Genomic DNA, 13,264 nt, shown 5'->3' on the forward strand with positions numbered 1-13,264 from the left:
TCATGCAAACTTTACATGTTGAACTCGGCGATCGCCGTTATCCCATTTTCATAGGCAGTGACCTTCAACCCAAAGACTTATTGGCTCCTTATATTAAGGGGCAGCAAGTGATGATTGTCACCAACACCACGGTTGCAGCTTTGTATTTGAGTCATTATGTGACGGCTGTTGAAGCACTTGGAAAGAAAGTGGCAACATGTATTTTGCCTGATGGGGAAAAATACAAAGATATCCAGCATTTGACCCTTATTTTTGATGCGCTGTTGGAAGCAGGCTTTAACCGTGATTGCACCGTGCTGGCTTTAGGCGGTGGTGTGATTGGTGATATGGCAGGTTTTGCATCGGCAAGTTTCCAGCGTGGGGTGTATTTTATTCAAGTACCAACCACCTTGTTGTCGCAGGTCGATTCTAGTGTCGGCGGTAAAACAGGGATTAATCACCCACTAGGCAAAAATATGATTGGTGCATTTCAGCAGCCACAAGTGGTGCTGGCAGATATGTCTCAGCTGAATACCTTGCCTGAGCGTGAACTGTCAGCAGGTTTGGCTGAAGTCATCAAATATGCACTGTTGGGTGATCTTGAGTTTTTAACATGGTTGGAAACTCACATGGAGGCTTTGGTGGCACGAGATCCTGTGTTGTTGGCAGAAGCTGTTTATCGCTCATGTGCACATAAGGCTCGTATTGTCGCCAATGATGAAAAAGAGCAGGGCGAGCGTGCTTTACTGAATTTAGGTCATACCTTTGGGCATGCTATTGAATCATATTTAGGCTATGGTGAATGGTTGCATGGCGAGGCTGTGGCAACAGGGATGGTGATGGCAGCCGATTTATCACAGCGTATGGGCTGGATTTCTGTCGCAGATGTAGAGCGTACAAAAAATATCATTTCTCGTGCCAATTTACCGATAGTATGTCCGCAAATTCCACTGGATCAGTTTTTGGCTTATATGGCACACGATAAAAAAGTGCTGAATGGTCAATTACGTTTGGTGCTCATGAAGCAATTGGGTCAAGCCATCATCACCAAAGAGTTTGACTTAGAATTGATGAAACAGGCGATTTTAGCCAATCAAGCATAAAAGGCAGCATATGACAGCACTGCGTACACACTGGCAAAAAATTCAACAGTCAATTTGGTTGCTGGGCGCGGTGCTGTGTTTATTGGCGGCACTGATTTTTTGGGCGGTGACAGACCGTGAAGAACTGGTTGAAATTGAAAAACAACCAGAGTCTGAAATTGAATTACAAATTCAACCCGAAAAGGTTGCTGCAACCACCTATTTGGGTGGCTTGCAAGAAGAAGTCCGCCCTTTGGAACTCACCACGCGTTTAACGGCTTCTGGTTTGCATGAGGCTGAGTTTCGCGGTACTAAATTTATTCAGGAACAAAAAAATAATAGCACGATTGAACTGTTTCGGGTCAGTGATGAAAACATCATAAAAAGTTTTATTAAAAAGCAAACAGATCGGAGCAAGCTGTTTTATATTCGTTTAAGCGGTGAGGGGCAGTCTGAACAATATGTGTTGCTATATGGTAGTTTTGGCAATAAACGCGAAGCTACACATGCTTTGACAGCACTGCCATTCAAATTTCCTGAAACCATTCAGCCTGTAGTGGTGCAATTTGCAGATTATCGTCCTTATGTCAATGATTTAGGGGCGGATGAAATGGGGCTGAGCACTAAGCTATATGCAGTAAATTTACGTCCTGCAGCTGTGCCTGTAATAGATGAAAGTGTTTTAGCGCGTCCACCTGCAACCACAACGACTGCACCGACTACGCAGGCAGTTGCACCGCAAAATAGTACCACCAGCACTACAATTACCCGCCGTGATCAGGAGGGTAATGTCGTTGATGTACAAAAATCACAAAGTGGTACAGCACCTGCTCAGCCAGATGCACCTGAACCTGAAGTGCGCGATCCTTTTAACTAATGTGCGGAATTCTCCATCTATAATCTGTGATTTAGATGGAGATGGATAGCACGCTATTTCATTCAGGTCTTTCTTGGTTTTGGATGTATTCCCGAATTACATCAATTGTAGCCCCGCCTGTTGTGAGTAGACAGTATGCTCTCGTCCAAAGTACAGGCTTCCAATAATACGGTTTTAGTTCTTCCTCAAATTCTTTGCGTATCAGTCGGCTTGACACTGTTTTTAGATTGTTAATGAATTTGCTTGGCATGATATTCGGGTGCATATCTAACAATATATGGACATGATCGGCTTCACCATTGAACTCGATCAAGTCAATTTCCCAATCGGTACAGTTCTTTTTTATGATTTCTTCAAGCCGATTGAGCATTTCATTTGAAAGGCATTTCTTGCGATATTTTGTTACTAACACTAAATGATATGTGAGCTTATAAACACAGTGATAATGTGATTTCATTATATTTACACTAAGCAATTAATTTGTTAAATTATAACCATGAAACAACCTTTTTTGAAAGCGTATAAATATCGCATCTATCCAAATTCTCAACAGAAAGTGCAGTTTGAAAAGCACTTCGGATGCACTCGCTTTATTTTCAATTGGGCTTTAGCTCTTCAAACCAAAGCCCATTCAGAAACTCAAAAATTATTATCAAAAAAGGATATTCAAGACCAATTGGTTGCAATGAAGAAGCAACCTGAATTTGAATGGTTGAATGAAGTAAACAGTCAATCACTTCTTAGTGGATTACTTCATCTGCATACAGCTTATAACAATTTCTTTCAGCGATTGAAGAAAGGCAAGATTGAGTTTAGGAAGATTAAAGGCTACAAGCCAAAACCTGATGAAAAACGCCCATTGAGTCATATTGTTGGCTATCCACGGTTTAAGTCCAAGAAAGTACCTCAACGGTCTTATCAATGCCCTCAACACGCAACGGTGAGCTTTGAGCATGGTTTACTACATCTACCCAAAATTAAAGGGATAAAAACTGTATTTAGTCGGACATTTGATGGGAAAATTAAAACTGTCACCATTAGTAAAACAGCAACAGGTAAGTATTATGCTTCGATCTTAGTCGAGTCTGAGTTAGAGCTTGTTGCACCAACAACAGTTCAACCCGATCAAACTATTGGAATTGATATGGGTTTGAATCACATGCTCATTCAATCTAATGGTGATAAAGTTGAAAACCCAAGATACTTACGGCACGCTCAAAATCGCTTAGCTATACAGCAAAAAATATTTGCCCGAAAACAGAAAGAATCTAAGAGTTATCAGCGTCAAAAATTAAGTGTTGCATTCATCCATGAAAAAGTGCGTTTGCAACGCTTAGACCTACATCACAAACTAACGCATCACTTGATCTGTGAAAACCAAGCGACCACGTATGCTGTAGAGGATTTAGGGATAAAAAACATGGTAAGGAATCGAAAATTAGCGAAGTCTATTTCAGATGTAGCTTGGGGTCAATTTCTTACGATATTGCAATACAAGGCGAAATGGTTTGGCAAGAATATTCTGCAAATTGGAAGATTTGTACCAAGCTCTAAAGCATGTTCATGTTGTGGATACACCATGACAAAATTGCCACTAAGCATAAGAGAATGGCAATGTCCTGACTGTGAAACAGTGCATGACCGTGATTTGAATGCAAGCCTAAATATACGCAATTTCGCTTTAGCTGATGCACTAGGACATAGTGTTGTATAAAGAGTTCCTGTACCGCCATACTGTCAGCGCAGTGCGGTATCGAAAGGTGTAATCTCTAAGATTACATGGGTCGCAAAGATTCCCCCACCATAACTCTTAGTTTGGTGGTGGGAGTATGTCAACTAATCATAAACACTTCCAATATTATTTTAGCTTCATTTTAGTCATTCAAACCATCGCTTGCCTTTATTTGTTCTATCCTTTTTGTCTATTATTTGCATTGAGCTATTTTGGCTCAATTGCACCAATTTGATCTAAAAAAATTATTCTTCTCACTAAAAAATGCGTTCTAAAATGGCGCAGCATGGTGTATAAAAATAATGAAATGCACAAAAATAGTGCGAATTTGACTTAAAAATGTGATCTGATTTTACATTTTTAGGGTTAAAGCTGAGATTTGGCTCATGTGCGAATAAAAAATAAAGTTGGCATTGTTTTTGCTTTTATTGGTGCGTGAATTGAGTTGTTGTCCCTATTTTGGCGCAAAAAAGATTCAATGATTGTGCGAAACTGTCAAATTTGCCTGCTACATTCAAGTGTAAAAGTTGCGTAAATGATGAATCGGTCACTCAGGCTTTTTAATCGGTATTGATTGAAATAAATGTGTGACATTTCATTTACCCAAGGTTGATGTTTAGAGAAGTAAATTGAGTTAAATCGCAAAAACAGATTGTTTAATTGGCCCAATTGGGCAAGTAAAAGAAGGGTACGCTATGCACATGCCATCGCCTAATACTGTAGCTCCCGCTCAAGGTTTATACCAACCGGATGAGTTTAAAGATAACTGTGGTTTCGGTTTAATTGCCCATATGCAGGGTGATGCAAGCCATGATCTCGTCAAGACTGCCATTCATAGTTTAAGTTGCATGACCCACCGTGGTGGTATTGCCGCAGACGGTAAAACGGGCGATGGATGTGGTTTGCTGTTGGCGATGCCAAAGCAATTTTTCCGCGAAGAAGCAAAACGCTTAAGTGACATTACTCTGAGCGAAATTTTTGCAGTGGGTACAGTATTTCTGAACCTCGACCCTGCCTTAGCGGCGCATGCAAAAAATATCCTGACCAAAGAAATTGAAGCAGAAGGCTGTAAAGTATTGGCTTGGCGTGTGGTGCCAACCAATAATGAGGCATTGGGCGAAATCGCCATGCAGTCTTTGCCTGCTTTTGAGCAAATTATTGTCAATTGCCCATTGGGTGTGACTGAAGTTGAATTTAACCGCAAACTATTTTTGGCGCGCCGTCGTGCCGAGCAGCAATTGACTACCGATCCATATTTTTATGTGACCACGCTATGCTCAACCGTGATCAGCTATAAAGGTTTGATGATGCCTGCAGCGATTGCAGACTTTTATACCGACCTTGCCGATGAACGTCTGGCATCACATATTGTGGTGTTCCATCAGCGCTTCTCGACCAACACTTTGCCACGTTGGCCGTTGGCACAGCCGTTCCGTTATTTAGCACACAATGGTGAAATCAACACCATTACCGCCAACCGTAACTGGGCGATGGCACGTACCCCAAAATTTGAAAATCCATTATTGCCAGGTTTGACAGAGCTAAACCCAATTGTAAACCGTACAGGTTCAGACTCCTCAAGCTTAGACAATATGCTGGAAATTCTGGTGGGTGGCGGAATGGATTTATTCCGTGCCTTGCGTATGTTGGTTCCGCCTGCATGGCAGAACGTCGAAACCATTGATGCCGATTTACGCGCTTTCTATGAATTTAACTCTAAACATATGGAAGCGTGGGATGGCCCTGCAGGTTTAGTGATTCAGGATGGTCGTCATGCCATCTGTATGTTAGACCGTAATGGCTTACGTCCTGCACGTTGGGTGATCACTAAAAATGGCTACATCACTTTGGCCTCTGAAATTGGGGTGTGGGGCTATGAGCCTGAAGATGTAATTTCTAAAGGACGTGTTGGCCCAGGGCAAATTTTGGTGGTGGATACCTTTACTGGCAAAGTGCTCGATACGCAGGATGTAAATAACCATCTGAAAAGAATGCGTCCTTACCGTGAATGGTTACGTGAAAATTCAATCCGTTTACAAGGCAGCCCAGAGCTTGAAGAATATTTGTGTGATCAGGGTTTAAAAGGTGATGCCTTAAAAGCTGCACAAAAAATGTTTATGGTGACCTTTGAAGAGCGTGATCAATTATTGCGTCCAATCGCAGAAAGCGGTCAAGAAGCCGTGGGTTCCATGGGTGATGATACGCCAATGGCAGTATTATCACGTCAGGTACGTCATGTGTCGGATTATTTCCGTCAGCAGTTTGCGCAGGTGACCAATCCACCGATTGACCCATTGCGTGAATCGATCGTGATGTCTTTGGAAACCTGTTTAGGGCGTGAACAAAACGTATTTGAGCAAGGTCCAGAACATGCAGACCGCTTGATTATCTCAAGCCCTGTGTTGACCAACTCCAAAATGCACCAAATTCGCACTTTGGGCCGTAAAGGCTATGAAATTGCCGACATCGACCTGAACTATGCCGAAAGCGAAGGTTTGCAAGCTGCAATTCAACGGATTTGCGAAACTGCTGCACAAGCGGTGCGTGAGGGTAAAACTTTATTGGTACTCACCGATAAAAAAATCCGTGAAGGTTACTTGCCTGCCAATGCGGTCATGGCGACTGGTGCGGTGCATCACTACTTAATACAAGTCGGTTTACGTACCGATGCCAACATTATTGTGGAAACAGGCTTTGCCCGCGATCCGCACCAATTTGCAGTATTGCTCGGTTTTGGTGCAACTGCGGTGTATCCATATTTGGCTTATGATGTGATCAATGATTTGATTGCCAAAGGCGAGTTATTGGGCGATCCAGTTTATGCGCAAAGCAATTTCCGCAAAGGCATTGAAAAAGGCTTGCTTAAAGTCTTGTCCAAAATGGGGATTTCAACTGTCGCATCTTACCGTGGTGGTCAGTTGTTTGAAGCAGTCGGCTTATCTGCCGAAGTGGTGAATACTTGCTTTATTGGTGTACCGAGTCGTATTCAGGGTGCAACTTTTGCCGATCTGGAAAATGATCAGAAAAAATTGGCAGATACTGCATGGAAATCGCGTAAGCCAATTGATCAGGGCGGTCTGCTGAAATTTGTATTTGGCAAGGAATACCATGCCTTTAACCCAGATGTGATCAATGCCTTACACAAAGCGGTGCGTTCAGGCAATTATGCAGATTTTAAAGAATATGCAGAAATCGTGAATAATCGCCCAATCGCAACCATTCGTGATCTATTCAAGTTAAAAACAGACCATTCAATTGCCTTAGATCAAGTGGAATCGGTTGAACAAATTTTACCGCGATTCGACTCTGCGGGCATGTCTTTGGGTGCGTTGTCGCCAGAAGCGCATGAAGCCATTGCCATTGCCATGAACACCATTGGTGGACGTTCAAACTCAGGTGAGGGCGGTGAAGACCCAGCGCGTTATGGCACGATTCGTAACTCGAAAATCAAACAGATTGCTTCAGGGCGTTTCGGGGTAACACCTGCTTACTTAACCTCTGCAGAAGTGTTGCAGATTAAAGTGGCACAGGGTGCAAAACCAGGCGAGGGTGGTCAGTTACCGGGTGGTAAAGTGAATGGCTTGATTGCCCGTTTACGTTACTCTGTACCGGGTGTGACTTTAATTTCTCCACCACCACACCACGATATTTATTCGATTGAAGACTTGTCACAATTGATTTTCGATTTAAAGCAAGTCAATCCGCAAGCCATGGTATCGGTCAAACTGGTGTCTGAACCGGGTGTGGGTACCATTGCAGCAGGTGTCGCTAAAGCCTATGCCGACTTCATTACCATCTCGGGTTATGATGGCGGTACCGCAGCATCGCCACTGTCCTCTATTCACCATGCAGGTTCACCGTGGGAGTTGGGTTTAAGCGAGGCGCATCAGGCACTGCGTGTGAATGACTTGCGTGGCAAAGTCCGTGTGCAAACCGATGGTGGCTTAAAAACTGGTTTAGATGTGGTGAAAGCGGCAATTTTAGGTGCGGAAAGCTTCGGTTTTGGTTCAACGCCAATGATTGCCTTAGGTTGTAAATACTTGCGTATCTGTCACTTAAATAACTGTGCAACAGGGGTAGCAACGCAGCAAGATCATTTGCGTCAGGAACACTATATTGGTGAACCACAAATGCTGATCAACTTCTTCACATTTATTGCTGAAGAAACTCGTGAATGGTTAGCAGCATTGGGTGTGGCGAGCTTAAAAGACTTGATTGGTCGTACCGACTTACTGGAAATTTTACCAGGTGAAACTGAAAAACATGCACATCTTGATTTAAGTGCCTTGTTAGAATCACACCCTGCGGCAGAAGGCAAAGCGCAATACTGTCAAGTTGAAGGCAATGCACCATTTGACAAAGGCGTCTTGGCTGAAAAAATGATTGCAGAGATGTTGCCTGCAATTGAAGCAGGTACAGGTGGCGAGTATTACTTTAATGTGAGCAACTGTGACCGTTCTATTGGTGCACGTATTTCAGGTGAAATTGCCCGTCGTTATGGTAACTTGAGCATGGAACATCATCCTGTCAAAGTGAATCTTACAGGTACAGCGGGGCAATCTTTGGGTGTTTGGAATGCAGGTGGTTTGCATATCAAACTTGAAGGTGATGCCAATGACTATGTGGGTAAAGGCATGGCAGGTGGACGAATTTCCATCTTCCCACCAAAAGGTTCGCCTTTCCAAACTCAAAACACAGCGATAATTGGTAATACCTGTCTCTATGGTGCAACCGGTGGTAAATTATTTGCTGCAGGTACGGCAGGTGAGCGCTTTGCGGTGCGTAACTCAGGTGCCTTCGCTGTGATTGAAGGGGCAGGCGACCACTGCTGTGAATATATGACTGGCGGGATTGTCACGGTATTGGGCAAAGTGGGACATAACTTTGGTGCGGGCATGACAGGTGGATTTGCCTATGTACTGGATTTGGATAATGACTTTGTAGACCGTTACAACCACGAACTGATTGAGCTGAATCGTATTTCGACTGAAGCGATGGAAGAACATAAAGCATTCTTAGGACGTATTTTAGATGAACACATTGCTGAAACAGGCAGCGCGTGGGCGTATAAAATCCGCCATGAGTTTGATTTCTATAGCCGTAAATTCTGGTTGGTAAAACCAAAAGCTGCCAACTTGCAGACTTTGTTGAAAACCACCCAAGCAGATCCACAATAATCCACGACTCAGCATTCGGCAGATGTGGATAACTTTAGACTTATACCCAGTGTAAATGTCGCGTTATCCACATCCACCTACGGAGAAAGACATGGCAGAACGCCTACATAATGACTTTCAATTTCTGGATGTAGCACGCCAAGATCCAGAGAAAAAAGATCTCGATGTCCGCAAAAATGAGTTTGTGGAAATTTATAAACCGTTTACTGCAGAAGTGGCGGCCAATCAGACCCATCGTTGTTTGGGCTGTGGTAACCCGTACTGTGAATGGAAATGCCCTGTGCATAACTACATTCCGAACTGGCTTAAACTAATTTCGGAAGGCCGTATTTTTCAGGCAGCAGAATTGTGTCATCAAACCAATACTTTGCCTGAAGTTTGTGGACGGGTTTGTCCGCAAGACCGTTTGTGTGAAGGCGCATGTACCTTAAATGATGGTTTTGGTGCAGTGACGATTGGCAATGCCGAAAAGTACATCAACGATACTGCTTTTGCCTTGGGCTGGCGTCCAGATATGTCGCATGTGAAATGGACCGATAAAAAAGTTGCGATTATTGGTGCAGGCCCTGCAGGTTTGGGCTGTGCTGATATTTTGGTGCGTAATGGCGTCAAACCGGTAGTCTTTGACAAACGCCCTGAAATTGGTGGCTTGCTGACCTTTGGTATTCCAGAATTTAAAATGGAAAAAGACGTGATGAAACGCCGCCGAGAAATTTTTTCTGGCATGGGGGTTGAATTCCGTTTAAATACCGAAATTGGTACAGATATCACGATTGAACAATTGCTTGCAGATTACGATGCCGTGTTCATGGGCATGGGCACTTATACCTATATGAAAGGTGGATTTGCTGGTGAAGATTTAGATGGTGTTTATGATGCGCTGGATTTCTTGATTGCCAATGTCAACCGTTGCCAAGGCTGGGAAAAGGACCCTGCAGAATACATCAGTGTTGAAGGCAAAAAAGTGATTGTACTGGGTGGTGGGGATACTGCCATGGACTGTAACCGTACTTCTATTCGTCAAGGTGCGCAGCAAGTCACTTGTGCCTATCGTCGTGATGAAGCCAATATGCCAGGTTCACGTCGTGAAGTGACCAACGCCCGTGAAGAAGGGGTGAACTTCTTATTTAACCGCCAACCCATTGAAATTATCGGTGAAAATGGTAAAGTCACAGGTGTAAAAGTGGTCACCACGCAATTGGGTGAGCCTGACAGTCGTGGTCGTCGCAGCCCAGAGCCTGTGCCAGGTTCAGAAGAGGTTTTAGCTGCCGATGCAGTGTTACTAGCTTTTGGTTTCCGTGCCAGCCCTGCAGATTGGTTTGCCTCTGCCAATGTTGGGGTAGATGGTTCAGGTCGTGTATTGGCAGCAGAACAGCAAACATTTAAGTTCCAAACATCTAACCCGAAAATTTTTGCAGGGGGCGATATGGTGCGTGGTTCTGATTTGGTGGTGACTGCAATTTGGGAAGGTCGTCAGGCGGCAGAAGGTATTTTAGATTATTTAGAGGTCTAAACGAGTTTGTTTTGCTTAGATCTTGAAAGGGCTGAGTTTTAAGGAATTCAGTCCTTTTTTATTGGATATTTTATCCCGCTCATCTTCTTGTAGAATATATTGCCATCTCTGATTCAAAGGTTTAAGAGCTGAAACTTCAATATCAATTCAATCTGCTGTACAAGGTTGTTGTTTGATGTAAACAGTTTGGTGATTCGCTCAATTAAACAAAATACACAAACAGGTCAGAATTTCACGTTAGAATGAAATCATTTCAAACAAATACAAAGAAAATTTAGAGGTTAACTTATGAATTTCACAAAAAAAACCATGCTCGCGGTGGCTTTAAGCAGTACTTTGACATTAAGCGGCTGTGGCTATAACACGCTACAAGTGAAAGATGAAGCAGTGTCAGCTTCGTGGTCAGAAGTACAAAACCAATATCAACGCCGTGCTGACCTCGTACCTAACTTAGTCAATGTCGTGAAAGGCTATGCCAAACATGAAGAACAAGTATTGACTGAAGTCACTCAGGCACGTGCCAATGTAGCAGGTTTAAAGGTTGATCAAGCCGTACTTGAAGACCCAGCACTATTCCAAAAATATCAGGAAGCGCAGGCACAAATGACCAGTGCCTTGTCACGTTTAATTGCAGTGTCTGAAAATTACCCAGACTTAAAAGCCAATGAACAGTTCCGTGAATTACAAGTGCAACTTGAAGGCACCGAAAACCGTATTGCCGTGGCGCGTAATCGTTACATTAGCACAGTGCAAGACTTTAACAGCTATGCACGTCAGTTCCCGCAAGTCATGACTGCTAAAGTGATTGGCATGGACACCAAACCAAACTTTAGCGCAGAACAAAGCGCACAAACCGCACCTAAAGTTTCGTTTGAATAATGCATAGGGAGGATGACTGAATGCTGCTATCGCACAGCAAGACCCACATGAACCTTGGGCAGATCTTGCTGCTCATCATGGTGATGTGTTTCAGCTGCTTGGCATATAGTGAAGTTGCCACCGCAACCGATGAAACTGCCGAAGCTGCGGTGCTGGGTAAAATTGTGCAGCAACAGCATCCTCAAACTGCCAACCCTATCCCTGATCTTGTAAATTCAGGTCAGCCTACATCTGGCACTCACCAAGCGCCTATAGGAACGCCTGTTCAGCAACCACAAATTGCAAATGATATGGCAGAAGGTGAGTCCATCCGTGCTTTGCCGACCTTAAATCAGCCCGTGGTGGATCAAGCCAATCTGCTGACTGCCACAGAAAAACAGCAAATCAGTCAGCGAATTTTAAATTTACATCAACAAGCCAAAGCACAAATAGGCGTGGTGATTGTTCCAACCACAGGGCAGGAAGATATTTTTGATTTTGCCATGCGTGTCGCAGAACAATGGCAACTTGGTTCTGCCAAGCAAGATAATGGTGTGTTAATGGCAATTGCAGTGAATGACCGCCGTATTCAAATTTTAACGGGGTATGGTTTAGAGGGCGTGCTGCCCGATATTGTAGTCAGTCGGATTATTAACCAACGCATTACACCGTATTTTAAACAAGCGCAATATGCTCAAGGCATTGACGCAGGCTTGGCAGAAATTGAACGGATTTTAAACTTAGACCCCGAAGTTGCTGCACAGGCGGCGCAAGAACTGAAACAGCGTCAGGAACAAGCTTTGCAAGAACAACAGGCGCGTGAAAAAACCTTGAGCACTGCTTTATTTATTTTAATTGCGGGGGTAATTGGCTCACTGATTGTCGGAAAACGCTTAAGTGCTTCAACCGCTGCCGTGGCAGGTACAGTGGCAGGTTTGGTCAATGGTGCAGGCTTAATCACCAGTTTAATGATTGGCGTGGGAATTTTCTTTTTACTCATCACAGCCATTGCACAGACCATTTTCCAAATTTTCTTGTCCTCTGCAGGGCGTGGTAGCGGACGTGGCGGCGGTTTTGGTGGCGGTGGCTATAGCGGCGGTGGTGGTGGCTTTGGTGGGGGAGGAGCATCAGGATCATGGTAACCACAACAGATACAACAGAAATTATTACTCAACCGAAAATGGACATTGCAGCCCGTCCGAGTGTAAAGCGTTGGCTGAAGCATTTCTTTTATTTACCTGCCAGCAAACGTTTTTTTAATGCGCAGGATCAACATGCCATTGCAGAAGCGGTGACTGCTGCAGAGCATGGGCATGTGGGTGAAATTCAGGTGGTGATTGAAGGTTGTTTACCCTCGCGGTTGGCGTATGCGGTAGATACGCATACCCGTGCACGCCAATTATTCGCAGAATTGGGTGTTTGGGATACTGAACTGAACAGCGGGATTTTACTGTACCTGAATTTGTGTGAGCGTAAAGTGGAAATTGTGATAGACCGCGGCATTAAAACTGCGACCACACAACAGGTGTGGGATGAAGTCTGTGCGCATATTGTGCGGGGTTTGGCACAGCAGCAGTATAGGCAAGCAGTGATAACAGGTGTGATTGAAATTGGTGAAATTTTGGATGGGTTTTATGACCGCCGGTGGGTAGATCGTCAGAATGAATTGAGCAATGCGCCGATTATTTTGGGGTGAGTGCTGTTAGGGCTCTTTTCTTTTTCAACCCCCTCCTTACGCCATACATGGCTCACCTTTTTCAAAGGGGGAAGCTTAAAAAGTATGTTTGCATAATAAAATAAATTTTATCTCTGTACACGACAAAAATAGATAACTCATTGAAATAATGTCACAATAATTGTTTTCTAACGACGAATACTATGACACATCTCAATGAGTTATATCTTATCTTAAACAAATCTCTAAAATGGAACAAGTCACATTTAAAGTGCTTTGCGCTCATCATGCTTGTGATTATTTTAAAGCAAACATGTAATCTTTCTTCTGCATCTAAAGCCTTGCCCATCAAGTGCTTACCACAATCATTT

Annotated in this window: 9 protein-coding genes and 1 pseudogene; 9 read left to right on the forward strand and 1 reads right to left on the reverse strand. The window is 43.6% G+C overall.

Annotated features, from left to right (window positions below):
• The first annotated feature begins 2 nt into the window (after positions 1-2).
• Together aroB and HX743_RS12435 are read left to right on the forward strand one after the other, a co-directional pair.
• Entirely contained in the window at positions 3-1,082 is a 1,080-nt protein-coding gene (gene aroB, locus HX743_RS12430) for a 3-dehydroquinate synthase (protein WP_178319364.1), read from the forward strand.
• A 10-nt stretch (positions 1,083-1,092) separates the two neighbouring features.
• A complete protein-coding gene (locus tag HX743_RS12435; protein WP_178319365.1) occupies positions 1,093-1,938 on the forward strand; it encodes a hypothetical protein in 846 nt (281 codons plus the stop codon).
• A 58-nt stretch (positions 1,939-1,996) separates the two neighbouring features.
• On the opposite strand, the gene tnpA is transcribed toward HX743_RS12435, so the two are convergent.
• A complete protein-coding gene (tnpA, locus tag HX743_RS12440) occupies positions 1,997-2,395 on the reverse strand; it encodes an IS200/IS605 family transposase (RefSeq protein WP_178319366.1) in 399 nt (132 codons plus the stop codon).
• A gap of 39 nt (positions 2,396-2,434) precedes the next feature.
• On the opposite strand from tnpA, the gene HX743_RS12445 reads away from it, so the two are divergent.
• The 7 genes and pseudogenes from HX743_RS12445 to HX743_RS12475 form a co-directional block, all read left to right on the forward strand.
• Entirely contained in the window at positions 2,435-3,652 is a 1,218-nt protein-coding gene (locus HX743_RS12445) for an RNA-guided endonuclease TnpB family protein (RefSeq protein ID WP_178319367.1), read from the forward strand.
• Positions 3,653-4,371: 719 nt separating this feature from the next.
• Positions 4,372-8,847, forward strand: a complete 4,476-nt coding sequence (gltB, locus tag HX743_RS12450; protein ID WP_178319368.1) for a glutamate synthase large subunit — start codon at positions 4,372-4,374, stop codon at positions 8,845-8,847.
• Between the two features lie 91 nt (positions 8,848-8,938).
• Positions 8,939-10,360: an FAD-dependent oxidoreductase gene (locus tag HX743_RS12455; RefSeq protein ID WP_178319369.1), complete on the forward strand. Its 1,422-nt coding sequence runs from the start codon at positions 8,939-8,941 to the stop codon at positions 10,358-10,360.
• Between the two features lie 288 nt (positions 10,361-10,648).
• Complete coding sequence (locus tag HX743_RS12460) at positions 10,649-11,239, forward strand: LemA family protein (protein WP_178319370.1); 591 nt, start codon at positions 10,649-10,651, stop codon at positions 11,237-11,239.
• A gap of 20 nt (positions 11,240-11,259) precedes the next feature.
• Positions 11,260-12,360 carry a YgcG family protein gene (locus HX743_RS12465; RefSeq protein WP_178319371.1) on the forward strand — a complete coding sequence of 367 codons (1,101 nt, stop codon included), beginning with the start codon at positions 11,260-11,262 and terminating at the stop codon, positions 12,358-12,360.
• Positions 12,354-12,914 (forward strand): TPM domain-containing protein, encoded by a 561-nt coding sequence (locus HX743_RS12470; RefSeq protein ID WP_178319372.1) that lies wholly within the window; start codon positions 12,354-12,356, stop codon positions 12,912-12,914. The genes HX743_RS12465 and HX743_RS12470 overlap by 7 nt, the downstream gene beginning before the upstream one ends.
• A gap of 182 nt (positions 12,915-13,096) precedes the next feature.
• A pseudogene (locus HX743_RS12475) lies at positions 13,097-13,264 on the forward strand (IS4 family transposase); the annotation flags it as partial.

This window comes from Acinetobacter sp. Swhac1, assembly GCF_013390985.1.
GTDB lineage: Bacteria > Pseudomonadota > Gammaproteobacteria > Pseudomonadales > Moraxellaceae > Acinetobacter > Acinetobacter towneri.